The sequence below is a fragment of the Bradyrhizobium diversitatis genome (assembly GCF_016031635.1).
GTDB lineage: Bacteria > Pseudomonadota > Alphaproteobacteria > Rhizobiales > Xanthobacteraceae > Bradyrhizobium > Bradyrhizobium diversitatis.
Map to the genome: position 1 here is coordinate 193664 of NZ_JACEGD010000002.1, position 26819 is coordinate 220482.

A 26819-nucleotide genomic window follows, 5' to 3' on the forward strand; every position below is an offset into this window, starting at 1 on the left:
CGCGAAGCGGCGAGCCCGGAATCCATAACCACCAGTCGGGGATATGGATTTCGGGCCTGCGCCTTGCGGCGCATCCCGGAATGACGGCGGAACTGGTCAAGAATAAATCGCTCACAGGAGGATCCGATGGATCTCGCATTCACTAGGGAAGAGCAGGCGTTTCGCGAGGAAGTGCGGTCGTTCTTCCGCGACAACGTGCCGCCGGATACGCGGCGCAAGATGGTCGAAGGCCGCCACCTCTCGAAGGACGAGATGGTGAATTGGTGGCGCATCCTCAACAAGAAGGGCTGGGGCGTCAGCCACTGGCCGAAGGAATATGGCGGCACGGGATGGACCGCCGTGCAGCACTACATCTTCAACGAGGAGCTTCAGGCTCACCCGGCGCCGCAGCCGCTCGCCTTCGGCGTCAGCATGGTCGGTCCGGTCATCTACACCTTCGGCAACGAGGAGCAGAAGAAGAAGTACCTGCCGCGCATCGCCAATGTCGACGATTGGTGGTGCCAGGGCTTCTCCGAGCCCGGCTCCGGCTCCGACCTCGCCTCGCTCAAGACCAAGGCCGAGCGCCGCGGCGACAAGTGGATCATCAACGGCCAGAAGACCTGGACCACGCTCGCCCAGCACGCCGACATGATCTTCTGCCTCTGCCGCACCGACAACAACGCCAAGAAGCAGATGGGCATCTCCTTCATCGTGTTCTCGATGAAGTCGAAGGGCGTCACCGTGCGCCCGATCCAGACCATCGACGGCGGCCACGAGGTCAACGAAGTGTTCTTCGACGACGTCGAAGTTCCGATCGAGAACCTGATCGGCGAGGAGAACAAGGGCTGGGATTACGCGAAATTCCTGCTCGGCAACGAGCGCACCGGCATCGCCCGCGTCGGCGTCTCCAAGGAGCGCATCCGCCGCATCAAGGATCTGGCGTCCAAGGTCGAATCCGGCGGCAAGCCGATCATCCAGGACGCGGCGTTCCGCGAGAAGCTCACCGCTTGCGAGATCGAGCTGAAAGCGCTCGAGCTCACGCAGCTCCGCGTCGTCGCCGACGAAGGCAAGCACGGCAAGGGCAAGCCCAACCCGGCGTCCTCGGTGCTGAAGATCAAGGGCTCCGAGATCCAGCAGACCACCACCGAGCTGCTCATGGAAGTGATCGGCCCGTTCGCCGCGCCCTACGACGAGCACGGCGACGACGGCTCGAACGAAGCCATGGACTGGACCGCCCAGATCGCGCCGAGCTACTTCAACAACCGCAAGGTCTCGATCTACGGCGGCTCCAACGAGATCCAGCGCAACATCATCGCCAAGGCGGTGCTGGGGCTCTAGGCGTCATTCCGGGGCGCGACGTAGTCGCGAGCCCGGAATCCATAACCACGATCGGGAGTATGGATCCCGGGCTCGCGCTGCGCGCGCCCCGGGATGACGAAGCCAGATAATTTCGGGTACGAGGAACGAATAAAATGGATTTTGATCTGTCCGAGGAGCAGCGGCTTCTCAAGGAAAGCATCGACGGCCTGCTGACCGATTCCTACGATTTCGAGCAGCGCAAGAAGTACATGAAGGAGAAGGGCGGCTGGAGCAAAGCGGTCTGGCTCAAGCTCGCCGAGCAGGGCCTGCTCGGCCTGCCCTTCGCGGAGGCCGATGGCGGCTTCGGCGGCGGCGGCGTCGAGACCATGATCGTGATGGAAGCGCTCGGCAAGGCGCTGGTGCTCGAGCCCTATCTCGCAACGGTCGTGATCGGCGGCGGCTTCCTGCGCCATGCCGGCACTGATGCGCAGAAGGCCGCGCACGTGCCTGCCATCATCGACGGCAGCAAGACGCTCGCCTTCGCCCAGCTCGAGAAGAACTCGCGCTACGATCTGTTCGACGTCTCGACCACCGCGAAGAAGAAGGGCGACGCCTACGTGATCGACGGCGAGAAGTTCGTCGTGCTCAACGGCGAGAGCGCCGACACGTTGATCGTCACCGCACGCACCAGGGGCGGTCGCCGTGACAAGACCGGCATCGGCGTGTTCCTGGTTCCAGCGAATGCCAAGGGCGTCGCCAGGAAGGGCTATCCGACCCAGGACGGCCTGCACGCCGCCGACGTCACCTTCACCGCTGTCGAGGTCGGTGCCGATGCCGTGCTCGGCAACCCCGAGGATTCGCTCGCGCTGATCGAGCGCGTGGTGGACGAAGCCCGCGTCGCGCTCTGCGCCGAGGCGGTCGGCCTGATGGACGAATCGCTCAAGACCACGGTCGAGTACATCAAGACGCGAAAACAGTTCGGCGTCGCCATCGGCTCGTTCCAGTCGCTGCAGCACCGCGCCTCCGACATGTTCGTCGCGGCCGAGCAGGCGCGCTCGATGTCGATGTTCGCGACCATGGCCGGTGATTTCGAGGACGCCAAGGAGCGCACGAATGCGATCGCCGCGGCCAAGGTGCAGATCGGCAAGTCGCTGAAATTCGTCGGCCAGCAGTCGATCCAGCTCCACGGCGGCATCGGCATGACCATGGAGGCGAAGATCGGCCACTACTTCAAGCGCCTCACCATGATCGAGAACACGTTCGGCGACACCGACTACCACCAGCGCCGCGTCGCCGATGCGGGCGGGTTGATCTGACGCTTGCCGTCATTGCGAGCGAAGCGAAGCAATCCAGGGTCTTTCCGCTGGGACATCTCTGGATTGCTTCGTCGCTTCGCTCCTCGCAATGACGGAGGTTGTTGAAGCAACGAGGCACCAAAAATGAAAAACACCCCGTTCGATCTCACCGGCAAGGTCGCCGTGGTCACCGGCTCCAGCCGCGGCATCGGCCGCTCCTCCGCCGAACTGCTGGCGAAACTCGGCGCCAGGGTCGTGGTCTCCTCGCGCAAGGCGGACGCCTGCAAGGAAGTCGCCGACGGCATCAATGCGGCCGGCGGCGAGGCCACCGTCATCCCCTGCAACATCGCGCGGAAGGCCGAGGTCGAGGCACTGATCGCGGGTGCGACGAAGCACTACGGCAAGATCGACATCCTCGTCTGCAACGCCGCGGTCAATCCCTACTACGGCCCGCTGCTCGACATCACCGATGAAGCCTTCGACAAGATCATGGGCTCCAACGTCAAGAGCAACATCTGGCTCTCCGCGCTCGCGATTCCGCAGATGGCGGAGCGCGGCAACGGCTCCGTGATCATCATCTCCTCGATCGGCGGCCTGCGCGGCTCCACCGTGATCGGCGCCTACGGCATCTCCAAGGCCGCCGATTTCGCGCTGTGCCGCTCACTCGCCGGCGAGTGGGGCCCGAAGGGTGTCCGCGTCAACTGCATCGCCCCCGGCCTCGTCAAGACCGACTTCGCCCGCGCGCTATGGGAAGACGAAGCCAACCTCAAGCGCCGCACCGCCACCACGCCGCTGCGCCGCATCGGCGAACCCGACGAAATCGCCGGCGCGGTCGCCTACCTCGCCTCCGACGCATCGAGCTTCATGACCGGCCAGACCATCGTCATCGACGGCGGCGTCACGACGGCGGCGGTGTAGCCGGTTGACTCCCTCGCCCCGCTCTTGCGGGGAGAGGGTTGGGGTGAGGGGCTTCTCTCCACGCGTGATATCGTCGAGGTACCTGTACCCCCTCACCCGGAATCCGCGCTTTGCGCGAATTCCGACCTCTCCCCGCAAGCGGGGCGAGGTGAACAAGACGGCGCCGCTGGTATTGACCTTCCCGCCCTAATCCGCTCCCTTTGGCATCACAAAACGATCCCCTACCAGGGAAACGCCGAGGTAAGCCGCCATGTCTTTCGTCCTCGCCATCGACCAGGGCACCACCTCATCGCGCGCCATCGTGTTTCGCGGCGATATATCCATCGCCGCCAAAGCGCAAGCCGAGTTTCCGCAGCACTTTCCGGCCTCGGGCTGGGTCGAGCACGAGCCCGAGGACATCTGGACCTCGACCGTGATGGTCTGCCGCGAGGCGATCGAGCACGCCGGCATCAGCGCCAAGGACATCGCCGCGATCGGCATCACCAACCAGCGCGAGACCACCGTGGTGTGGGACCGCGCCACCGGCCAGGCCGTGCACCGCGCCATCGTCTGGCAGGACCGCCGCACCGCCGACATCTGCGCCAAACTGAAAGCCGACGGCCGCGAGCCCGTGATCTCTGAGAAGACCGGCCTGATCATCGATCCCTATTTCTCCGGAACGAAAGTCGCCTGGATCCTCGACCACGTCCCGGGCGCCCGCGCCCGCGCCGCGCGCGGCGAATTGATGTTCGGCACCGTCGATTGCTATCTGCTCTGGCGGCTCACCGGCGGCAAGGTGCACGCCACCGACGCCACCAACGCCTCGCGTACGCTGCTGTTCAACATCCACACGGGACAGTGGGACGACGAGCTGCTGGAGATCATCGGCGTGCCGCGCTCGATGCTGCCCGAGGTGAAGGATTCCTCCGCCCGCTTCGGCGAGAGCACGCCGGACCTGTTCGGCGGCGCCATCGCCATCTCCGGTATCGCCGGCGACCAGCAGGCCGCGACCATCGGCCAGGCCTGCTTCCGCCCGGGCATGATGAAGTCCACCTACGGCACCGGCTGCTTTGCCTTGCTCAACACCGGCACCACGCCGGTCGTCTCCAAGAACAAGCTGCTCACCACCATCGCCTATCAGCTCGACGGCAAACGCACCTATGCGCTGGAAGGTTCGATCTTCGTCGCAGGCTCGGCCGTGCAATGGCTGCGCGACGGCCTAGGGATCATCAAGCACGCCGCCGAGACCGGACCTCTCGCCGACCAGTCCGACTCCATGCAGAGCGTCTATCTCGTCCCCGCCTTCGTCGGCATGGGCGCGCCCTACTGGAATCCGCGCGTGCGCGGCGCGCTGTTCGGCCTCACCCGCAACACCGGCCCGGCCGAGCTCGCCCACGCCGCGCTGGAAAGCGTCTGCTACCAGACCTTCGACCTCTGGGCCGCGATGCGCGCGGACTGGCCGAGCTCGGAAACCGCCAGCGTCGTGCTCCGCGTCGACGGCGGCATGACCGCCTCCGACTGGACCATGCAGCGCCTCGCCGATCTGCTCGACGCACCGGTCGACCGCCCCGTGATCCAGGAGACCACGGCGCTGGGCGCCGCCTACTTCGCCGGACTCAATGCGGGCGTCTATCCCGAGCCGACCAAATTCGCCGACAATTGGCGCCTCGAACACCGCTTCAAGCCGAACATGAGCCAGGCCACGCGCGAGCGGAAGCTCGCGGGGTGGGCAAGGGCGGTGAAGGGCGTGCTGGCGAGCGACGAGGGGGAGGGGTAGGCACAGCCTCGCAGCTCGATGCCGCGAGGCGCGCTCACTGCCTCCACGTCGTCATTGCGAGGAGCTCTTGCGACGAAGCAATCCAGACTGCCTCTGCGGAAAGATTCTGGATTGCTTCGCTGCGCTCGCAATGACGGAGTGCGGTGCTGCTGTCTTTCCTCAAAACGACGCCACACGCTAGCTGTTCCCAAGTGAAGCAACAACCATGATCCTCCCCGACGGCTATTCCGACGTCCCGGCCGGCAAGATCGCCGCCGTCGTCACCCATCTGGAGATGACCGCGCCGCCGACACGCCGCGCCGATCCGCCAGGCGCCTGGACCCTGCGCAAGGTCGATGCCCCCGAGCTCGATTGGTACCGCGATCTCTTCCGCCGCGTCGGCGAGGACTGGCTGTGGTTCTCGCGCGCCCGCATGAGCGATGCAGAGCTCGCCGCAATCATCCACGCGCCGGGAATCGAGATCTATGCCTTGGTCGCCGACGGCCGCGACGAAGGCCTGCTCGAGCTGGATTTCCGCGAGCCCGGCCAATGCGAGCTGGTCTATTTCGGCGTCACCGCGCCCTTGATCGGCACCGGCGCCGCCCGCTTCCTGATGAACCGCGCGCTGGAGCGCGCCTGGTCACGCGATGTCCGCCGCGTCTGGGTCCACACCTGCACCTTCGATCATCCCTCCGCCGTCGCCTTCTACCAGCGTTCCGGCTTCCGCGCGTTCCGCCGCCAGATCGAGATCGCCGACGACCCGCGCCTGGATGGCACCGCGCCGCGCGATGCAGCGCCGCATGTGACGATCATCGAGTAAGTGCACGGCTGCGTCCCCAACGTCATTGCGAGGAGCACTTGCGACGAAGCAATCCAGCAGGCTGTAGCTCGGATGAGAGCAGCGATATCCCGGGGGAAGCGCTGACGAGAGCCCCGGCCGGTTGTCCATTTGATCCCGCTTTGTTGCGTCATGCGCAATGCTCTTGTTCCGAGATAGTTGTTGCGGCACCTTCGCATTGACGATGAACTGATCGGCCATGCCGTGTTCAAAAACTGACAAGAGCGAGAACCATGTTCCTGATCGGCCAATATGATTCCCCCTTCGTCCGCCGCGTCGCGATTGCGCTCCGGCTCTACGGGCTCGCCTTCGAGCACAAGCCGTGGTCGACCTTCGGCGATGCCGACAAGATCGCGCCGTACAATCCGCTGCGCCGCGTGCCGACCCTGGTGCTGGACGACGGCGAGGCGCTGATCGAGAGCACGATCATCCTCGACTATCTCGACGAGCTGGTCGGCGAGGGGAAGGCGATGCTGCCGCGCGGCGGTGCCGAGCGGCGCAGGCATTTACGCATCTGCGCGCTCGCCTCCGGCCTCGGCGACAAGGCGGTGAGCCTGCTCTACGAGCGCGTGCTGCGGAAGGAGCAGCTTGCGCTCTGGGTCGAGCGCTGCCAGGCGCAGATCGGCGATGTCCTGAAGGTGCTCGAGGCCGAGCGCGCCAAGGTGACGACGCCGTACTGGCTGGGCGACCGCATCGGCCATGCCGACGTCGCGGTCGCCTGCGTCGTCCGCTTCACCCGCGAGGCACATCCGCAGCTGTTCGACGCCTCGCGCTATCCCGCGCTGGCGGCACATGCCGAGCGCTGCGAGGCCTTGGCCCCGTTCAAGGAGATCGTGCAGCCGCTGGCGCCGCCGAAGGGGTGAGGCGCTCTCGTGTCCCGGCCGCAGAGCCGGGACCCAGGCGGCACGGATTGCTGGGAGACGTGGGCCCCGGCTCTGCAGCGCATCACTTCGTGCTGCGCAGCGTCCGGGGCACGAGACCGAGAGCAAGGTGAGGGCGGCACCTATCCGCCAGGGGCCACAGCACCCGATGATGCCATGATACCCCTGTTTTGCCCGACGTCGCAACGCGCTTTTCGGCAAGACCGAAATCACCCAGCCTTTTCAACCCCATCGCTACTGTGCATGGGGTTGTTTTCGCAGTTTTTGTTTTGCAGGCGCGCCTAGCCCGCGCCCGCGCGCTTCTTCTGCCAGACGAGGTGCACCGCGCAGGTGCAGCCCGGCGGATGCGAGGCGAGGTCTTTCGGCATCTCGTCGTTCGCCGGCTTTGCCGCGAAGGACTTGTCCTGCTGCGACGGGATGTAGTTCAGCACTGGCGCGAGCCAGCGTTCGGTCTCCGCCACCGTCATGCCCTTGCGCGCGGCGTAGTCCTCGACCTGGTCGCGCTCGATCTTGCCGACGCCGAAATAGTAGCTCTCGGGGTTTGCGAAATAGAGCCCTGAGACCGAAGAGCCCGGCCACATCGCAAAGCTCTCGGTCAGCTTCACGCCGGCCGTCGCCTCGGCATCGAGCAATTCGAACAGCGTCGCCTTCTCGGTGTGATCGGGCTGGGCGGGATAGCCCGGCGCGGGACGAATCCCAGAGTACTTCTCCAGGATCAGCTCCTCGCTGGTGAGCGCCTCGTCTGGTGCATAGGCCCAGAACTCGCGGCGCACCCGGGTATGCATGCGTTCGGCGAAGGCTTCGGCGAGGCGGTCGGCCAGCGCCTTGCACAGGATCGAGGAGTAGTCGTCGTTGGCGCTTCTGAAGCGGTCGGCGACCGCGTCTTCGCCGATGCCGGCGGTGACGACGAAGCCGCCGATGTAGTCGGGTACGCCGGCGGGCGCGATGAAGTCGGCGAGCGCCGCGTTGAAGCGGCCCTCGCGCTTCTCGAGCTGCTGGCGCAGCGTGTGCAGCGTCGCGATTGGCCTGGTCCGGCTCTCGTCGGAATAGAGCACGATGTCGTCGCCTAGCGCATTCGCCGGCCAGAATCCGATCGTCGCACGGGCCCGGAACCATTTCTCCTTCACGATGGTGTCGAGCATCTTGCGCGCGTCGTCATAGAGCGATCGCGCGACCTCGCCGACCTTGGCATCGTCGAGGATGGCGGGGAAGCGTCCGGCGAGCTCCCAGGTCTGGAAGAACGGCGTCCAGTCGATGTAGGGCACGAGCTCGGCGAGGTCGTAGTCGTCGAAGCTGCGAATGCCGAGGAAGGTCGGCTTCACCGGCTTGCTCTTGGCAAAGTCGACCGGCACGCGGTTGGCACGGGCGTCAGTCAGCTTCAGGCGCTTCTTGTCCGCCTGTGCCCGCAGATGCGCTTCCGAGATCCTGGCGTATTCGGCCCGCACCTCGGCGGCGTAGGCCTCGCGCTTCTCCGGCGAGAGCAGCGAGGACGCGACGCCGACCGCGCGGCTGGCGTCGTTGACGTGCACGACGGGACCGGCGCGATAGCTCGGGTCGATCTTGACGGCCGTATGCACGCGGCTGGTCGTGGCGCCGCCGATCAGCAGCGGCAGCTTCAGGCCTTCCCGCTGCAATTCGCCGGCGAAGAACGCCATCTCGTCGAGCGAGGGCGTGATCAGGCCCGACAACCCGACGATGTCGGCCTTCTCCGCCTTCACGGTCTCGACGATCTTGGCCGCAGGCACCATCACGCCGAGATCGATGACCTCGAAATTGTTGCACTGGAGCACGATGCCGACGATGTTCTTGCCGATGTCGTGGACGTCGCCCTTGACGGTTGCGAGCACGATCTTGCCGGCGGATGAGGAGCCCTCCGTGCCGATGCCGTTGGCGAGGTTGCGTGCCTTCTCTTCCTCCATGAAGGGCATGAGATAGGCAACCGCCTGCTTCATCACGCGCGCGGACTTCACCACCTGCGGCAGGAACATCTTGCCGTCGCCGAAGAGGTCGCCGACCACGTTCATGCCGGCCATCAGCGGCCCCTCGATCACGTCGAGCGGGCGCGACGATGTCTTGCGGGCTTCTTCCGTGTCCTGCTCGATGAACTCCGTGATGCCGTGCACCAGCGAATGCGACAGCCGCTTCTCTACCGGCCATTCGCGCCAGGCGAGATCGGCTTCCCTGCTTTCCGTCTTCTTGCCGCGGAATTTCTCCGCCAGGGCCAAGAGGCGCTCGGCCGCGCCGGGATCGCGGTTGAGGACGACGTCCTCGCAGGTCTGGCGCAGCTCCGGATCGATGTCGTCGTAGACGATCATCTGTCCGGCATTGACGATGCCCATGTCCATGCCGGCCTTGATGGCGTGATACAGGAACACCGAGTGCATGGCCTCGCGCACCGGCTCGTTGCCGCGGAACGAGAACGAGAGATTCGAGACGCCGCCCGAGATATGTGCGCCGGGCAGGTTCTGCCGGATCCAGCGCGTCGCCTCGATGAAGTCGACGCCGTAATTGTTGTGCTCCTCGATGCCGGTCGCGATCGCGAAAATGTTGGGATCGAAGATGATGTCTTCCGGCGGGAAGCCGACCCGGTTCACCAGGATGTCGTAGGCGCGCTTGCAGATCTCGGTCTTGCGCGCGAACGTGTCGGCCTGGCCGGCCTCGTCGAACGCCATCACCACCACGGCCGCGCCGTGGCGGCGCGCGATCTGCGCCTCGTGAATGAATTTCTCCTCGCCCTCCTTCATCGAGATCGAGTTGACGACCGGCTTGCCCTGCACGCATTTCAGGCCGGCCTCGATCACCGAGAATTTCGAGGAATCGACCATGACGGGGACACGGGCGATGTCGGGCTCGGCGGCGACGAGATTGAGGAAGGTCACCATCGCGGCTTCGGAGTCGAGCAGGCCCTCGTCCATGTTGACGTCGATGATCTGAGCCCCGTTCTCGACCTGGTCGCGCGCGACCTGCAGCGCGGCGGTGTAGTCGCCGGCGGTGATCAGCTTGCGGAAGCGGGCCGATCCCGTGACGTTGGTGCGCTCGCCGACATTCACGAACGGGATTGCGTCGGTCAGCATGAACGGCTCGAGGCCGGAGAGCCGGAGGCGAGGTTCGATCTCCGGCACGATGCGCGGCTTGTGAGGGGCGACGCTGGCTGCGATCGCCGCGATATGGTCCGGCGTGGTGCCGCAGCAGCCGCCGACGATGTTGACGAGGCCGTCGCGGGCGAACTCGCCGATCAGGCGCGCCATGTATTCCGGCGTCTCGTCATATTGGCCGAACTCGTTGGGCAGGCCGGCATTGGGATAGGCGCAGACGAGCGTATCGGCGACGCGGCCGATATCGGCAATATGCGCGCGCAGGTCCTCGGCGCCGAGCGCGCAGTTGAAGCCGATGGTGATGGGTTTTGCGTGCCGCACCGAATTCCAGAACGCTTCCGGCATCTGGCCCGAGAGCAGGCGGCCGGACTTATCCGTGATGGTGCCCGACACCATCACGGGCACGTCGATGCCGAGTGCTTCGGTGATCTCGGCGATCGCATAGAGCGCCGCCTTGGCGTTGAGGGTGTCGAAGATGGTCTCGACCAGCAGCAGATCGACGCCGCCGTCGATCAGCCCGCGGATCTGTTCGCCGTACGACTTGCGCAGATCGTCGAAGGTGACCGCGCGGTAGCCGGGATTGGAAACGTCGGGCGAGATCGAGGCGGTGCGGTTGGTGGGACCGATGGCACCGGCGACGAAGCGCGGCTTGCCGTCTTCCGCCTCCACGCGCCGTGCGGCATTGCCGGCGAGACGGGCGCCTTCGCGCGCCATCTCGTGGACAATGTCGGTGAGGTCGTAATCGGCCTGCGCGATCGAGGTCGTGGAGAAGGTGTTGGTCGCGACGATGTCGGCGCCGGCGCGCAAATAGGCGGCGTGGATGTCCTCGATCGCCTGCGGCTGGGTCAGGATCAAGAGGTCGTTGTTGCCGCGCAGGTCGCGATGAAAGCTCCTGAAGCGCTCGCCGCGGAAGGCGGCTTCGTCGAGCTGGAGGTTCTGGATCATCGTGCCCATGGCGCCGTCGAGCACGAGAATGCGCTCGCGTGCGGCGTTGAGGAGGGCGGTTCGCTTGGGCGAAGTGGGTACGGTCATTTTCTCTTACGCAGCCTTCTGCACGCTCTTGGCGCGAATGCCGAGCAAATGGCTGATCGCGAATACGAGATCGGCGCGGTTCATGGTGTAGAAGTGGAACGTGTCGACGCCGTGCTTGGCGAGCTTCTGCACCTGGCCGGCCGCGACGGTCGCGGCCACCAGCTTGCGTGTCTCGGCATCGTCATCGAGGCCGTCGAATTTCGCGGCGAACCAGTCCGGCACCGTGGTGCCGGCACGGGTCACGAAATTGCGCGCCTGCTTGAAATTGTGCATCGGCATGATGCCCGGCACGATCGGGATGTCGATGCCGCGGGCGCGGACGCGGTCGCGATAGCGGAAGTAGAGGTCGTTATCGAAAAACACCTGGGTGATCGCGCGCGTCGCCCCGGCATCGACCTTGGCCTTGAGCGTGTCGATGTCGGCGTCGAAATCGCGCGCCTCGGGGTGCTTCTCGGGATAGGCCGACACGCTCACTTCGATGTCGCCGTGCCGCTTCTTGATTCCCGCGACGAGGTCGGCCGAGCTCTGATAACCCTCGGGATGGCTTGAATAGGGCGTGCCGATGCCGCCGACGGGATCGCCGCGCAAGGCCACGATATGGCGGACGCCGACTTCGTGATAGCGGTCGACGATCTCGTCGATCTCGCCGCGCGAGGCGCCGACGCAGGTCAGATGCGCGGCGGGCAGCAGCGCGGTCTCCTTCAGGATTCGCGCGATGGTCGAATGGGTGCGCTCGCGGGTCGAACCGCCGGCGCCATAGGTCACCGAGACGAATTTCGGCTCGAGCGGGGCGAGCCGCTTGATGGTGTCCCAGAGATTGCGCTCCATCTCCTCGGTCTTGGGCGGAAAGAACTCGAACGAGATCGCAGGCCGCTTCAGGTGCCCGTCGGCGGTCGCAGGGGTCGTCACGTCAGTCATGGCACCGCTCGCTCCAATTTCCGCCGGCCGCGGGGTCTAGCTTGGGAGGGCCAAAGATAAGGCAAAGGCAGTTTGGCCGACAGCCCATCGATGATGGGAAATGGCCCACCAATGCCCGAATACTCTGAAATTTTATGCTCAATGGCCTTTGTCGTGGGAAGGCGGGTCAATTGCTATAACATATTGTATTATAGTAGATTTATTTGATTCAGGTGCTTTTCAAAATGTCAATGCGGCTGGTGGGCATGATGAGGTTGTTGTGTTGCGAAGGTAATTTGTCCCAACCGGGAATCGTCCGCGACCCGCCCCTCCGTACCCTCTGACCTGCGCAGCCTGCCATTGCCGCCGCACGGTCCTTCGTTAGGTTAATGCGCCATGATCCCGCTCTCAGTCCTCGACCTCTCTGTCGTTACGACAGGCACCAAGCCCGCCGCGGCGCTGCGCAACAGCATCGATCTGGCGCGCCATGTCGACGGGCTCGGCTATCTCCGCTACTGGCTCGCCGAGCATCACAACCTCGCTTCCGTCGCGAGTCCCGCGCCCGACGTCATGATCGGGCAGATCGCAGCGGTGACGAAGCACATCCGCGTCGGGTCCGGCGGCGTGATGCTGCCCAACCACGCGCCGCTGGTGGTGGCCGAGCGCTTCAAGATGCTGGAGGCGCTGTTTCCCGGCCGGATCGATCTCGGCCTCGGTCGCGCGCCGGGCACCGATGGTGCGACGGCCTACGCGCTGCGCAGCCGGCTCGATCGGCGCGAGGGCGACGATTTCCTGGAGCGCCTGCACGAGCTGATTCTGTGGGAGACCCGCGAATTTCCTGCGGGACACCCCTACAACAACGTGGTCGCGATGCCCGACGACACCAGGTTGCCGCCGATCTGGCTGCTCGGCTCCGGCGATTATTCCTCGGAACTGGCCGCGCAAGTCGGCATGGGCTTCGCCTTCGCCCACCATTTCGCCACCCACGACGCGATCGATGCGATGGTCCATTACCGCAATCGTTTTCAGCCCTCGGCCTGGCGTGCGAGTCCGCATGCCATTCTCGCGGTTGCCGTCATTGCGGCTGATACCGACGAGGAGGCGGAGAGGCTCGCCTCGTCCTTCGACCTCAACCGGCTGCGCCGTGATCGCGGTCAATATCTGCCGTTGCCGAGCGTCGAGGAGGCGATCGCCTATCCATATACGGACGCCGAGCGCACCTCGATCCTGCGCAACCGCTCGCGCCTATTCGTCGGCGGTCCCGCGACGGTGCAGAAGAAGCTTCAGCCGCTGATCTACGCCAGCAAGCCGGACGAGCTGATGGTGATCACCGCCGTGTACGACCACGAGGCGCGCAAGAAATCGTATTCGCTGCTGGCGGAGGCGTTCGGACTGGTGAAGCAGGCGGAATAGTTACCGTCATTCCGGGGCGATGCATCGCATCGAACCCGGAATCTCGAGGTTCCGGGTTCGCGCTACGCGCGCCCCGGAACGACGCTATCAGTCCTGCGTCTCGCTGAACGTCGCGCGGAACGGGTGTCCCGGATACACGCCGACGATGCGGAATTCGCGCGAGAAGAATTTCAGCTCCTCGATCGCGAAGGCGAGGCCCTTGTCATCGGGGTGGCCGTCGACGTCGGCATAAAACTGGGTGGCGAAGAAGTTGCCGTCGACCATGTAGCTCTCGAGCTTGGTCATGTTGACGCCGTTGGTCGCAAAGCCGCCGAGCGCCTTGTAGAGCGCGGCCGGCAAATTGCGCACCCGGAACACAAAAGTGGTGACCAGCGGGCCCGCGCCTTGGGGCGCCCATTTCGGCTCGCGTGCCAGCACCACGAAGCGCGTGGTGTTGTGGGCCTCGTCCTCGATGTCCTCGGCGAGAATGTCGAGGCCGTAGATCTTTGCGGCGAGACGCGAGGCGATCGCGGCCACGGTCTTGTCCTTGCGCTCGGAGATGTCGCGGGCGCTGCCGGCGGTGTCGGCGTGCACGATCGGCTTGATGCCCAGCTTGCGGATAATGCGCCGGCACTGGCCGAGCGCATGGACATGGCTCTCGACGCTCTTGATGTCTTCGAGCCTGGTCCCCTTCACCGCCATCAGCTGGTGCCGGACCGGCAAGAACCATTCGCCGATGATGAAGAGGCCCGACGCCGGCAGCAAATGATGGATGTCGGCGACGCGGCCGGCGACCGAGTTCTCGATCGGGATCATGCCGAGCTCGGCTTCGCCCGACGAGATCGCCGACAGCGCATCCTCGAAGGTGGCGCAGGGCATCGGTTCCGCCTCGGGATAGGCCTCGACGATGGCGATGTGGGAATTTGCGCCGGGTTCGCCCTGGAATGCGATCTTCATCTTGCTCATGATCGGCCTTGTAACAGCGGCTCAGGATTTGGAAAGGATGCTGCGCGCAGTTTCGAGGTCCGCCGGCGTATCGACCCCGCGGGGCACGGTATCGACGATGGTGAAATCGATGCGCATTCCGGCCTCAAGCGCCCGGAGCTGCTCGAGCTTCTCCTGCAATTCCAGCGGAGACGGCGGAAGCGAGACGTAGCGCTCCAGCGCGGCGCGGCGAAAGGCATAGAGGCCGATATGGTGGTAACGTGGTCCGTCGCCGGTCGGGGCGGTCGCGCGGGTGAAATAAAGTGCACGCATCCGCCTGCCGCCAACCGAGGTTCCGATCGCCTTCACCACGCTTGGGGCAAGATCCTCTTCCTCGGTGTGGATCTGCGAGGCGAGCGTCGCAATGTCCACGGCCGGGTCTTGCAGCGGCGGCAGCACCTCGCGGATGTTGTCGATCGTAATGGTCGGAAAATCCCCCTGGACATTGACCACGATCTCGGCCTTGCCGTCTGGATCGAGCTTCTGCATGGCTTCGTGGATGCGGTCCGAGCCGGAAGGGTGGTCGGAGCGGGTCATCACCGCCTCGCCGCCATGGGCAGTCACCACGGAGGCGATCTCATCGGTGTCGGTGGCCACCGCGACCCGGCCGATTGCAGCGGCTTCGGCCCGGCGCAGCACATGCACGATCATCGGCAATCCCGCGATATCGGCGAGCGGCTTGCCCGGCAGGCGAGTGGCGGCCATGCGGGCCGGGATCAGCACCAGGATGCGAGGATCGATCATTGGGTTCAAAGGTCTGGGGTCAAGAGCCTGGAAACGGGGCGTTTTCCGCGCCGGGAAATGGAGTGGGGACGGGCTGAAAGCCGGCTCGCTTATACGGGTTGCCAGACCCCGGGCAAACCGATATCTCAATGGCAAAACTCGGGGAAACAATAAGGAATGTTTTGATTCTCCCGAGGCTCGTCCTGGCGGCCGCTTCGGCCGCTGTTTCCTTCTTGCGGTGGGGCCTGGCCGGAAATGGACTCTTTCGAACTCAACAAGATTCTCGGTGCCGTGCTCGGCACCTGCCTCTTTCTGCTGGTGACGAGCTTCACCGCGAGTGCGCTGTTCTCCCCCAAGATGCCGGAAAAGCCGGGCTTCGAAATTGCGGTGAAGGAAGATGCCGGCCATGGCAAGGAAGGCGCCGCTGCGGCCGCACCGTCCGAGCCGATCGAGAAGCTGCTCCAGACTGCCTCCGTCGAGAAGGGCGCGGCGGCCGCCAAGAAGTGCGGCGCCTGCCATACGTTCGAGAAGGGCGGCCCGAATCGGGTCGGTCCAAACCTCTATGGCGTCGTCGGTGAGCCAAAGGGCCAGGGCCGTGGTGGCTTCAACTTCTCGGCCGCCATGAAGGCCAAGGGTGGCGACTGGACGTTCGACGATCTCAACAAATTCATCGCCAATCCAAAGGGCTTCATTCCCGGCACCGCGATGGGCTTCGCCGGCATCCAGAAGGATTCCGAGCGCGCCGACGTCATTGCCTATCTGAACTCGCTGTCGGAACATCCGCAGCCGCTGCCGACGGCCTCCAAATAAGGTCGCCGGAACGCATCTTGGAATGAGCGGCCAGGCTGAAATGCCTGGCCGTTTGCTTATCCAGGCCTCGCGGCCAGTTTATCGGGGCGTTTGGCCGCATCCGATCGGCCGCCCGGCCTCCAAGATGAGGAAAAAGCAACACATATTCGGTCGAAACCTCGTCTATATTAGGAACTTAAAGGAGTAGCCTCCTTCAAGACAGGGATGTTGATTTGGCCATCACCCGACGCGATCTTCTGCTCACCGGCACTGCGGCCGCAGCGCTTCCCGTCCTCGGTTCCGTGGCGGGCGTTCCCGTCGTCGGCGCGGCCGAGGCGCAGTCTTCCAATGAGTTGCCTTGGCGCCACGCGCTGTCCCTGTTCGGAAAGATCAAGTACCCCGCCGATTTCAAGCGCTTCGACTATGTCAATCCGGACGCGCCCAAGGGCGGCATCGCGCGCCAGATCGCGGTCGGCACCTTCGACAATTTCAACATCGTCGTGTCGGGTGTGAAGGGGCAGGTCGCCGGTGCGGTCGCCTTCATCTACGAATCCCTCACCACGCCCTCGCTTGACGAGGTCTCGACCGAATACGGCGCGCTGGCGGAAGCGGTCAGCCACCCGGACGATTTCTCCTTCGTCACCTACCGCTTGCGGCCGCAGGCGAAATGGCATGACGGCAAGTCCGTCACGCCGGAGGACGTGATCTTCTCGCTCGATTCCTTCAAGAAGCACCATCCGATGTATTCGGCGTACTACAGCCATGTGGTGAAGGCCGAGAAGGTCGGCGAGCGCGAGGTGAAGTTCGTATTCGACGCGCCGGGCAATCGCGAATTGCCGCAAATCGTGGGACAGCTTACGGTCTTGCCGAAGCATTGGTGGGAGGGGACGGACGCGCAGGGCCGCAGGCGCGATGTCTCCGCCACCACGCTCGAAGTGCCGCTCGGTTCGGGCCCCTACAAGGTCAAGGAGTTCGTCGCAGGACGGTCGATCGCGCTGGAGCGCGTCAAGGATTATTGGGGCCGCGACCTCCCCGCCAATGTTGGCCGCAACAATTTCGACGAGCTACGCTACGAATATTTCCGAGACGCCACGGTCGCGATCGAGGCCTTCAAGGCCGATCAGGTCGATTGGCGCACCGAGAACAGCGCCAAGAGCTGGGCGACGGCCTACGACTTTCCCGCCGTGAGCGAAAAGCGCGTGATCCTGGAGGAATTCGTCAATCGCAGCTCGGGCGTGATGCAGGCCTTCGTGCCGAACCTGCGACGCGCCAAATTCAGCGACCCCCGCGTGCGTCGTGCGCTCAACTTCGCCTTCGACTTCGAGGAGATGAACAAGCAGATCTTCTTTGGTCAGTACAAGCGTATCAGCAGCTATTTCGACGGTATCGAGGAGCTCATGGCGACCGGCTTGCCGCAGGGCAAGGAGCTCGAGATCCTCGAGACCGTCCGTGCCCAGGTCCCGCCCGAGGTCTTCACGACGCCCTACAGCAATCCGGTTGGCGGCAGCCCGGAGGCCGTCCGGGAGAATCTTCGCGAGGCGCTGCGTCTGTTCAAGGAGGCTGGTTATGAGGTGCGCGACCGCAAGCTGATCGACGTCAAGACCGGCACCCAGTTTTCGCTGGAGTTGTTGAACCAGGATCCGAGCTTCGAGCGGATCACGCTGTTCTACAAGCCGTCGCTGGAGCGGCTCGGCATTGCCGTCAGCGTGCGGACGGTCGATCCGACCCAATACGAGAACAGGACCCGCGAGTGGGATTTCGACGTCGTCACCAATTCATGGGGCGAGTCGCAGTCGCCGGGCAATGAGCAGCGCGAGTTCTGGTCGTCCAAGACGGCCGACATTGCCGGGTCGCGCAACATCGGCGGCATCAAGAATCCGGCGATCGACAAGCTGATCGAACGGGTCATCTACGCCACCGATCGCGACGACCTGGTGGCTGCAACAAAGGCGCTGGACCGGGTGCTGCTGTGGAATCACTATGTCGTGCCGCAGTGGACCTACAACAAGGTGCGCACCGCGCGCTGGGACCGCTTCGGCCGGCCGGCGGAATTGCCCAGATATGGTCAGTCCGGTTTCCCGTTTATCTGGTGGTACGACGCAGACAAGGCGGCGCGGATCGCAAAGAAGTCGTGAAGGACATTCCCCGCATGACGCAGATGTCACGCCGCCATGTGCTGGCCTTGGGTGTTGGCGGCGCCCTCGGGGCGTCCATCGGTGCGCCGTTGCGCAGTGCGTGTGCCTCGGAAGCCGGGACCGACGCGCACGGCATCTCTGCGTTCGGCGATCTCAAATATCCCGCCGATTTCCACCATTTCGACTACGTCAATCCGTCTGCGCCGAAGGGCGGCACGTTCTCGCTGATCCCATCGACGAGGTCGTATAACCAGTCCTACCAGACCTTCAACTCGCTCAACGCCTACATCCTCAAGGGCGATGGCGCGCAAGGCATGGACATGACGTTTTCGCCGCTGATGGTGCGCGGCAGCGACGAGCCGGACGCGATGTACGGACTTGCCGCAAAATCCGTGCAGATATCGCCGGACAGGCTGGTCTATCGCTTCACGATGCGGCCGGAGGCGAAATTCCACGACGGCACCAAGCTCACCGCCCACGACGCGGCGTTCTCGCTGACGACGTTGAAGGCCAAGGGCCATCCGCTGATCATCGTGCAGATGCGTGACTTTGTGAACGCGGAAGCCATCGACGACGCGACGCTCGTCGTCACCTTCGCGAAGGGACGCGCCCGCGACGTGCCGCTCTATGTCGCCGGACTGCCGATCTTCTCGAAGGCCTATTATGCGTCCCGGCCGTTCGATGAATCGACGCTGGATATTCCGCTCGGCTCCGGTCCGTACAGGGTCGGCAGGTTCGAGGTCAATCGCTACATCGAATTCGAGCGGGTCAAGGATTGGTGGGCCGCCGATCTGCCGGTTTGCCGCGGCAGCTACAATTTCGATGTCGTGCGCTACGAGTTCTATCGCGACCGTGACGTCGCCTTCGAAGGTTTCACCGGCAAGAGCTATCTCTATCGCGAGGAGTTCACCTCGCGCATCTGGGCGACGCGCTATGACTTTCCGGCGGTGAAGGATGGCCGCGTCAAGATGGAGGTCGTGCCCGATGACACGCCCTCCGGAGCGCAAGGCTGGTTCATCAACACGCGACGCGAGAAATTTAGGGATCCTCGCGTGCGCGAGGCCTTGATCAACGCTTTCGATTTCGAATGGACCAACAAGACCATCATGTACGGCGCCTATGCCCGTACGGTGTCGCCATTCCAGAACTCGGACCTCATGGCAGGCAATGCGCCGCCTTCGCCGGAAGAGCTGAAATTGCTGGAGCCGTTTCGTGGCCAGGTTCCGGACGACGTTTTCACCGTACCGTTCACGCCTCCGGTCACGGACGGCTCCGGGCAGGACCGCAGCCTCTTGCGCAAGGCGCAGCAACTGCTGAACGAGGCCGGTGTGCCCATCAAGGACGGCAAGCGGATGCTGCCGAATGGCGAGGTGTTCAAGATCGAGTTCCTGTTGGATGAGCCTTCCTTCCAGCCGCATCATGCGCCCTACGTCAAGAATCTCGCGACGCTCGGTATCGAAGCGAACGTGCGCCTCGTCGATGCGGTGCAATACAGGGCGCGGCAGGATGACTTCGATTTCGACATGACGATCCAGCGCTTCAGCATGTCGGCGACGCCGGGCGACGCCATGCGCTCGTTCTTCTCCTCTCAGGTCGCGAATACCAAGGGCTCGTACAATCTCGCGGGCATCGCCAGCCCGGCCATCGACGCCATGATCGAAAAGATCATGTCGGCTGACACCCGCGAAGAGCTGACCGTCGCCTGCCGCGCTTTCGATCGGCTATTCCGCGCCGGCCGCTATTGGGTGCCGCAATGGTACAACAAGACGCACCGGCTGGCCTATTGGGACCAGTTCGGCCATCCGCAGAAGCTGCCGCGCTATGCCAACGGCGTCGGCGCGCCGGACATCTGGTGGCATGAACCCGCCAAGGCGGCCAAGCTCGAGCAGGCAAAATAGCCATGAGCGCCTATATCGCCCGCCGCCTCCTCCTGATGATCCCGACGCTACTCGGGATTCTCTTCGTGTCCTTCATCGTTGTGCAGTTCGCGCCCGGCGGCCCGGTCGAGCGCGTCATCGCCCAACTCTCGGGCGCCGACACCGGCGGTACCTCGCGCATCTCTGGCGGCAGCGATTTTGCGCAGCGCGCGCCTGGGCAGGTCGGTGCCGGGGGCGACGCCATCAACTCGAAATATCGCGGTGCGCAGGGGCTCGATCCTGATTTCATCAAGAAGCTGGAGGTGCAGTTCGGCTTCGACAAGCCGGCACCGGAACGCTTCGCGCTGATGGTTTGGAATTTCGCCCGTTTCGATTTCGGCAAGAGTTACTTTCGCGATGTCAGCGTGATCCAGCTCATCAAGGAGAAGCTGCCGGTGTCGATCTCGCTCGGGATCTGGCTGACGCTGATCACCTATCTGATCTCGATCCCGCTCGGCATCCGCAAGGCGATGAACGACGGTACGCGCCTCGACACCTGGACGTCGACGGTGCTCGTGCTCGGCTATGCCATTCCCGGATTCCTCTTCGCCATTCTTCTGATCATCCTGTTCGCCGGCGGCTCCTTCTTCAACTGGTTTCCGCTGCGCGGGCTGACCTCGGACGGGTGGTCGGAGTTTCCCTGGTACTGGAAGATCATCGACTATTTCTGGCATCTGACGCTGCCGCTGATCGCCATGGGCCTCGGCGCGTTCACCACCATGACGTTCCTGACCAAGAACTCGTTCCTGGACGAGATCCGCAAGCAATATGTCATGACCGCGCGCGCCAAGGGCTGCAGCGAGAACCGGGTGCTGTACGGCCATGTCTTCCGCAATGCGATGTTGATCGTGATCGCCGGCTTCCCCGGGACTTTCATCCACGCCTTCTTTTCAGGCTCGCTTCTGATCGAGACCATCTTCTCGCTGGACGGGCTGGGGCTGCTCAGCTTCGAGAGCGTGCTCAACCGCGACTATCCCGTCGTGTTCGGCACGCTCTACATCTTTTCGCTGGTCGGTCTCGTGATCAACCTGATCTCCGACCTGACCTATATGTGGATCGACCCCCGGATCGATTTCGAGGCGCGGGAGGTCTGATGACGCTGGCCGCCCCAACGACGCCGATCGAAACCACGGCGAAATCGCCGCTCGGCGATTCGGTGCCGATCACGCGCAAGCCGTTCGCGCCTTCGCCGCTCAACAGGCGACGATGGCAGAACTTCAAGGCCAACCGGCGTGGCTACTGGTCGTTCTGGATCTTCATCAGCCTGTTCGTGATCTCGTTGTTCGCCGAGCTGATCGCCAATGATCGGCCCTTCCTGATCAAGTTCGACGGCCGGCTCTACTGGCCGGCTTTCGTCACCTATTCGGAGACGACCTTCGGCGGCGATTTCGAGACGGCGGCCGACTATCGCGACCCGTACTTGCAGAAGCTGATCAAGGACAAGGGCGGCAGCATCGTCTGGCCTCTGATCCGCTATTCCTACGATACTCACAATCTCGACTTGCCGACGCCGGCGCCGTCGCCGCCGACCTGGATGTTGACGGAGAAGCAGTGTCAGCCGGTGGTGGAGAAGAAGGGGCTGAAGAGCTGCCGCGACCTCGAATATAACTGGCTCGGCACCGACGATCAGGGCCGCGACGTGGTCGCGCGATTGATCTACGGCTTCCGTATCTCGGTGCTGTTCGGACTTTGTCTCACGATCGTCTCGTCCGTCATCGGCATCGCGGCGGGGGCGGTGCAGGGCTATTTCGGCGGTCGGGTCGACCTGATCTTCCAGCGCTTCATCGAGATCTGGACGGCGATTCCTTCGCTCTACCTTCTCTTGATCCTGTCCTCGGTCCTCGTGCCCGGCTTCTTCGTGCTGCTCGGCATCCTCCTGCTGTTCTCCTGGGTCTCGCTGGTCGGTCTCGTGCGGGCCGAGTTTCTGCGCGGGCGCAACTTCGAATACATCCAGGCGGCGCGGGCGCTCGGCGTCTCCAACCCGGTCATCATGTTCCGCCACCTGCTGCCGAACGCGATGGTCGCGACCATGACGTTCCTTCCCTTCATCGTGTCCAGCTCGGTGATGACGCTGACGGCGCTCGATTTCCTGGGCTTCGGCCTGCCGCCGGGATCGCCTTCGCTCGGCGAATTGCTGTCGCAGGCCAAGTCCAATGTGCAGGCACCCTGGCTCGGCTTTTCCGGCTTCTTCTCGGTTGCGATCATGCTGTCGCTGTTGATCTTCATCGGCGAGGCCGTGCGCGACGCCTTCGATCCGCGCAAGACGTTCAGGTAAGGCGATGGACGCAATCAACCAGCCCCTGCTCAGCGTGCGCGACCTTTCGGTGGCCTTCCACCAGGGCGGCGCCACCACGCTCGCGGTCGACAAGGTCTCGTTCCAGATCAAGCGCGGCGAATGCGTGGCGCTGGTCGGCGAATCCGGCTCCGGCAAGTCGGTCAGCGCGCTCTCGATCCTGAAGCTGTTGCCCTATCCGAACGCGTCGCACCCCTCGGGCAGCATCCGCTTCAAGGGGCAGGAACTGATCGACCGGTCCGAGCAGAAGATGCGCGAGATCCGCGGCAGCGACATCTCCATCATCTTCCAGGAGCCGATGACCTCGCTCAATCCGCTGCACACGATCGAGGCGCAGATCGGCGAGATCATCCAGCTGCACAATCCGACCAGCAATGCGCAGGCGCGCAGGCGGACGCTGGAACTGCTGACGCAGGTCGGCATTCCCGAGCCCGAGACGCGGCTGAAGAGCTATCCGCACCAGCTTTCCGGCGGCCAGCGCCAGCGCGTGATGATTGCGATGGCGCTCGCCAACGAGCCGGACCTCCTGATCGCGGACGAGCCGACGACGGCGCTCGACGTCACCGTGCAGGCGCAGATCCTGGCGCTGCTCGCCGAGATCCGTTCGCGGCTCGGCATGAGCCTGCTGTTCATTACCCACGATCTCGGCATCGTCCGCCGCATCGCCGACACCGTCTGCGTCATGAAGGGGGGCGTGGTCGTCGAGCAGGGACCGGTCGAGCAGGTCTTCAAGTCCCCGAAACATCCCTATACGCGCGACCTGCTCGCGGCGGAGCCGAAGCCCGATCCGGCGCCGCCGCAGCCGGATGCGCCCGTCGTGATGTCGGCCAATGATCTCAAAGTCTGGTTTCCGATCAAGCGCGGCTTGATGCGCAAGACGGTCGGCCATATCAAAGCGGTCGATGGCGTCAGCGTCGCCGTGCGCAAGGGCGAGACACTCGGGGTCGTCGGCGAATCGGGCTCGGGCAAGACCACGCTGGGTCTCGCATTGCTGCGGCTGATCTCCTCAAACGGGCGCATCGTGTTCCTGGGCAAGGATATCCAGGGCCTGCGCTTCAAGGAGATGCGGCCGTTCCGGCGCGACATGCAGATCGTGTTCCAGGATCCGTTCGGCTCGCTCAGCCCGCGCATGTCGGTGGCCGACATCATCGCCGAAGGTCTTTCCGTGCATCAGCCGAAGCTGTCGCGCGAGGAGCGCGAGGCGCGCGTCGTCAAGGCGCTGGAGGATGTCGGGCTCAATCCGGAGACGCGTTTCCGCTATCCGCATGAATTCTCCGGCGGCCAGCGCCAGCGCATCAGCATCGCGCGCGCGGTGGTGCTGGAGCCGGATTTCGTCGTGCTGGACGAGCCGACCAGCGCGCTCGATATGCTGTTCCAGGCGCAGATGGTCGATCTCTTGCGCGAGCTCCAGCGCAAGCGCGATCTCACCTACATGTTCATCTCGCACGATCTGCGCGTCGTCGCCTCGCTCGCCAGCCATCTCATCGTGATGCGCGGCGGCAAGGTGGTCGAGGAAGGTCAGGCCGCCGAGCTGTTCAAGAATCCGAAGACGGATTACACGCGCGCGCTGTTCGCGGCCGCGTTCCGGCTGGAGACGGCTGGGAATGGCTCGGTCGCGACGTAGCTTTTTGAGGCGCCGCCCGAGCGTCGCCTCAAGTCCTGCCGCGGATGCACGTCCGCAATTTGCGCCACTACCTGCAGAGATGACGGCGACGGTCTCGACCGATGTAGGTGCCCGTTGCCGGATCGTAGGATCGGTAGCGCTCCGCGCAAGAACGTGAGGCGACGCCGTCAATGCGAGCCAGGGCGTTGTCCACCCTCCGCGAAGGAGCCGCGCCATCCGGCAACTCGAGGCCTATCCGACCTGCCGGCGTCAGTGTGCCATTCAGGTTGCGGTTGGGGTACTCGGCCTCGTACGTATCCGGATGGCTGCTCGCAAAGCCAGACTGCGCGTAGGCGGTGCTTAAGGTCAGGCTCGACAGCAAGGTCGCGGCAGCGAGAATCTTAAGTCCAGTCATAGTCGATCTCCATCACCAGCCGGCGCGTCGTGCAGCCGGCGCGGTGAGATGTGGATCGACATGGTGCGGTCAACAAGCTCGTTGTGCGCCATACTTGCAGTCCGGCCCAATGCTGTCGTTCAAACACAGAAAGCGTCGTGTGTTTGTGGAACGAGAGGCAGTGGTCGAGGGAGGCCCGCTAAAGCGCGATGCGATTAGGATGAATCGTCATCGCGCTTTAGGCTGTTGTTTAAGCATGATCTTTTGGGAAAACCGCTGCGCACTTTTCCGGATCATGCTTTAGAGTCGCTTGATCGCGGTGACCTCGCTGCCGGCCTGCCTGATCCGCGCAATCGCGGGCTCGATCGGCTCGACCACGGTCGCCATGTGATATGCATTGGCGTGAACCATGGTGCTGGTATCCCGGACGATGGCGACATGGCCCTTCCAGAAGATCAGATCACCGCGCAGCAAGCTGCCTCGCTCGTGAGGCTCCAGCGCACGGCCGAGTCCGGCTAGTTGCATATCGCTATCGCGCGGGCAGCCGATGCCTGCGGCGGTCAGCGAGATCTGCACGAGGCCCGAGCAGTCGATGCCGAGGCTGCTCTTGCCACCCCACAGGTAGGGCGTGCCGACGAAGCGCTCGGCTACCGACACGAAATCTGCCTCGCGATGATCGAGAGGGACGAGATGCGTCCCCGGCAGAAATCTCCCGTCGCGCGTCACGGCGAAAGAGCCGTCCTCGCGCGCCACGGCAATCTTCGATCCCATCACGAGCGTGTCGGCCGGCGGCAGCTTGATCGAGGGACCGGGGAACGCGAGCGTTCGCAGCGCGCCCACCTTGTGCATCGGCGCGGCCGTCGGCTTCAGGAGCGCCGCGTCGGGAAGCCAACCGACATAGCCGTCGCCATCGAGCTGGCCCCAGGCCCAGCCCTCGCCATTGCGGTCGTAGACCGTGACGCGCTCGCCGCGTAGCGCCTCCGTCATCAGCATGGCATTCGACGACGGCTGCTCGCGCATCGGCGCGATCGCCTGGACCACCTCGAATTCTTCGCCGGTGACGAAGCGCTCCGCCTCGACCTTGCCTTCGAGATATTTCGCGGCGATATCCCCCCGCGCCGGCGTCAGCCGTGGATCATGTTTGGGATCATGCATAGCGCTCGCTCAGCAATGTGTAGAGGGCGCGAGCGGCCTGGCACTCGCCGCCCTCGGGCCGCGCCGGCTTCGCCGATGGCGTCCAACCATAGATGTCGACATGCAGCCAGCTCGCGGCGTGCTCGACGAAGCGTTGCAGGAACAGCGCGCAGGTGATCGAGCCGGCGAAGCCGCCGGACGGCGCATTGGTGATGGTGGCCGTCTTGGAATCCAGCCAGGCGTCGTAAGGCGGCCACAGCGGCATGCGCCACAACGGATCGTTCTCCTTCGCCGCGCAGCGCGCGACGTCGGCGGCCAGCGCCTCATCATTGGTGTAGAAGGGCGGCAAATCCGGCCCCAGCGCGACGCGGGCCGCGCCCGTCAGCGTGCCCAGATCGATCAGCAGCTCGGGCTTCTCCTCGTCTGCCAGCGCCAGCGCGTCGGCGAGGACGAGCCGGCCTTCCGCGTCGGTATTGCCGATCTCGACTGTGATGCCCTTGCGCGAGGTGAAGATGTCGAGGGGGCGGAAGGCATTGCCGGCGACCGCGTTCTCCACGGCCGGGATCAGCACGCGCAGCCGCACCTTCAGCTTCGCGTCCATCACCATGCGCGCGAGCGCCAGCACGTTGGCGGCGCCGCCCATGTCCTTCTTCATGATCAGCATGCCGCTCGACGGCTTCAGGTCGAGTCCGCCGGTGTCGAAACACACACCCTTGCCGACCAGCGTCACCTTGGGATGATCAGGATCGCCCCAGCCGATGTCGATTAGCCGCGGCGCACGACTGGAGGCCATGCCGACGGCGTGGATCAGCGGGAAATTCGTCTTCAGATCGTCGCCGATGGTGCAGGCGAAGCTCGCGCCGAACTCGGTTGCGAGCGCCTGCGCGGCTGCGGCGAGTTCCGCCGGGCCCATGTCGTTGGACGGCGTGTTGATGAGGTCGCGCGCCAGCATTGCGGCATCGGCGATCCGCTCGATCTCGGCTGCGTCGACACCGTCAGGCGGCACCAGCCGGACCTCCGGGCGATCGGCCTTGCGGTAGCGGGCGAAGCGGTAGCACCCCAGTGCGAAGGCGAGCGCCGCCAGCCGCAGATCGTGCGGTGCGTTGGCAAAGCGATAGGTTCCCGGCGGCAACAGGCCGGGCAGGGCCCCGGGTCGGAACAGGTCCCGCGATCTTGCACCCTCATCCTCGAGGCCGAACAGCACCTGAGCAATCGTCCCGTCCGGCGCGGGAAGTGCCAGATAGCCACCCGGCTTTGCGGCAAAGGCGCTCGCGGCGGCGAACTGGCGCTGCGCCGGGGGCAGCGTCTCGGCAATCTGATCCCAGCTCGACTTGGTGACGAAAGTGATCGGGATGGCGGTGGGCGACGTCTCGAAGACAGAGGGCATTGGCGGGTCCGGATCGTCAGATCAAGCGGGGTCATGCGAACTGACGAGACTTCGCAGAGTTTCGGCGCCGCTGCAATCGGCATTGCCGTCACCGTTCAGC

20 protein-coding genes are annotated in these 26819 nt (G+C 64.4%); 13 read left to right on the forward strand and 7 right to left on the reverse strand.

The features are described from left to right. Positions 1-126 precede the first annotated feature (126 nt). The 6 genes from pimC (at position 127) to H1B27_RS02390 (ending at position 6927) form a co-directional block, all read left to right on the forward strand. Positions 127-1317 carry a pimeloyl-CoA dehydrogenase large subunit gene (gene pimC / locus H1B27_RS02365; protein ID WP_197964865.1) on the forward strand — a complete coding sequence of 397 codons (1191 nt, stop codon included), beginning with the start codon at positions 127-129 and terminating at the stop codon, positions 1315-1317. 134 nt (positions 1318-1451) lie between these two features. Then, positions 1452-2594: a pimeloyl-CoA dehydrogenase small subunit gene (gene pimD, locus H1B27_RS02370; protein WP_197964866.1), complete on the forward strand. Its 1143-nt coding sequence runs from the start codon at positions 1452-1454 to the stop codon at positions 2592-2594. Positions 2595-2717: 123 nt separating this feature from the next. Then, entirely contained in the window at positions 2718-3491 is a 774-nt protein-coding gene (locus tag H1B27_RS02375) for an SDR family NAD(P)-dependent oxidoreductase (protein ID WP_197964867.1), read from the forward strand. Positions 3492-3741: 250 nt separating this feature from the next. Continuing rightward, positions 3742-5247: a glycerol kinase GlpK gene (gene glpK, locus H1B27_RS02380; RefSeq protein ID WP_197964868.1), complete on the forward strand. Its 1506-nt coding sequence runs from the start codon at positions 3742-3744 to the stop codon at positions 5245-5247. 205 nt (positions 5248-5452) lie between these two features. Next, positions 5453-6046 (forward strand): GNAT family N-acetyltransferase, encoded by a 594-nt coding sequence (locus tag H1B27_RS02385; protein WP_197964869.1) that lies wholly within the window; start codon positions 5453-5455, stop codon positions 6044-6046. A 251-nt stretch (positions 6047-6297) separates the two neighbouring features. Continuing rightward, positions 6298-6927: a glutathione S-transferase family protein gene (locus H1B27_RS02390; RefSeq protein ID WP_197964870.1), complete on the forward strand. Its 630-nt coding sequence runs from the start codon at positions 6298-6300 to the stop codon at positions 6925-6927. A gap of 299 nt (positions 6928-7226) precedes the next feature. On the opposite strand, the gene metH is transcribed toward H1B27_RS02390, so the two are convergent. After that, a complete protein-coding gene (gene metH / locus H1B27_RS02395) occupies positions 7227-11072 on the reverse strand; it encodes a methionine synthase (RefSeq protein WP_197964871.1) in 3846 nt (1281 codons plus the stop codon). A gap of 6 nt (positions 11073-11078) precedes the next feature. After that, positions 11079-11990 (reverse strand): methylenetetrahydrofolate reductase [NAD(P)H], encoded by a 912-nt coding sequence (gene metF, locus H1B27_RS02400; protein WP_061881000.1) that lies wholly within the window; start codon positions 11988-11990, stop codon positions 11079-11081. 375 nt (positions 11991-12365) lie between these two features. Between metF and H1B27_RS02405 the strand changes: the two genes are divergently transcribed. Next, positions 12366-13382 (forward strand): LLM class flavin-dependent oxidoreductase, encoded by a 1017-nt coding sequence (locus H1B27_RS02405; RefSeq protein ID WP_197964872.1) that lies wholly within the window; start codon positions 12366-12368, stop codon positions 13380-13382. An 87-nt stretch (positions 13383-13469) separates the two neighbouring features. Here H1B27_RS02405 and H1B27_RS02410 read toward each other — a convergent pair whose 3' ends face one another. Next, positions 13470-14327: a prephenate dehydratase gene (locus tag H1B27_RS02410; RefSeq protein ID WP_061880998.1), complete on the reverse strand. Its 858-nt coding sequence runs from the start codon at positions 14325-14327 to the stop codon at positions 13470-13472. 21 nt (positions 14328-14348) lie between these two features. Further along, on the reverse strand, positions 14349-15089 hold the full coding sequence (locus H1B27_RS02415; protein ID WP_197964944.1) for a 3-deoxy-manno-octulosonate cytidylyltransferase: 741 nt from the start codon (positions 15087-15089) through the stop codon (positions 14349-14351). A gap of 234 nt (positions 15090-15323) precedes the next feature. On the opposite strand from H1B27_RS02415, the gene H1B27_RS02420 reads away from it, so the two are divergent. The 6 genes from H1B27_RS02420 to H1B27_RS02445 all read left to right on the forward strand — a co-directional run bounded on the left by H1B27_RS02420 (position 15324) and on the right by H1B27_RS02445 (position 23825). Then, a complete protein-coding gene (locus H1B27_RS02420) occupies positions 15324-15878 on the forward strand; it encodes a c-type cytochrome (protein WP_061880996.1) in 555 nt (184 codons plus the stop codon). A 212-nt stretch (positions 15879-16090) separates the two neighbouring features. Beyond that, positions 16091-17992, forward strand: a complete 1902-nt coding sequence (locus H1B27_RS02425) for an extracellular solute-binding protein (protein WP_197964873.1) — start codon at positions 16091-16093, stop codon at positions 17990-17992. Between the two features lie 14 nt (positions 17993-18006). Then, the gene (locus H1B27_RS02430; RefSeq protein WP_197964874.1) at positions 18007-19890 is read left to right on the forward strand and encodes an extracellular solute-binding protein; all 1884 of its coding nucleotides are present in this window, start codon (positions 18007-18009) and stop codon (positions 19888-19890) included. Positions 19891-19892: 2 nt separating this feature from the next. After that, positions 19893-21002 (forward strand): microcin C ABC transporter permease YejB, encoded by a 1110-nt coding sequence (locus tag H1B27_RS02435; protein ID WP_061880993.1) that lies wholly within the window; start codon positions 19893-19895, stop codon positions 21000-21002. Further along, complete coding sequence (locus H1B27_RS02440) at positions 21002-22183, forward strand: ABC transporter permease (protein ID WP_061880992.1); 1182 nt, start codon at positions 21002-21004, stop codon at positions 22181-22183. Before H1B27_RS02435 ends, H1B27_RS02440 begins: the two co-directional genes overlap by 1 nt. A 4-nt stretch (positions 22184-22187) precedes the next feature. Continuing rightward, the gene (locus H1B27_RS02445) at positions 22188-23825 is read left to right on the forward strand and encodes an ABC transporter ATP-binding protein (protein ID WP_197964875.1); all 1638 of its coding nucleotides are present in this window, start codon (positions 22188-22190) and stop codon (positions 23823-23825) included. Between the two features lie 67 nt (positions 23826-23892). Here the strand turns inward: H1B27_RS02445 and H1B27_RS02450 are convergent, their stop codons facing one another. The 3 genes from H1B27_RS02450 to H1B27_RS02460 form a co-directional block, all read right to left on the reverse strand. Next, a complete protein-coding gene (locus H1B27_RS02450; RefSeq protein ID WP_061880990.1) occupies positions 23893-24219 on the reverse strand; it encodes a BA14K family protein in 327 nt (108 codons plus the stop codon). A gap of 279 nt (positions 24220-24498) precedes the next feature. Further along, positions 24499-25353 carry a C40 family peptidase gene (locus H1B27_RS02455; protein ID WP_197964876.1) on the reverse strand — a complete coding sequence of 285 codons (855 nt, stop codon included), beginning with the start codon at positions 25351-25353 and terminating at the stop codon, positions 24499-24501. Next, positions 25346-26719: a leucyl aminopeptidase family protein gene (locus tag H1B27_RS02460; protein WP_197964877.1), complete on the reverse strand. Its 1374-nt coding sequence runs from the start codon at positions 26717-26719 to the stop codon at positions 25346-25348. The genes H1B27_RS02455 and H1B27_RS02460 overlap by 8 nt, the downstream gene beginning before the upstream one ends. Between the last annotated feature and the right edge of the window lie 100 nt (positions 26720-26819).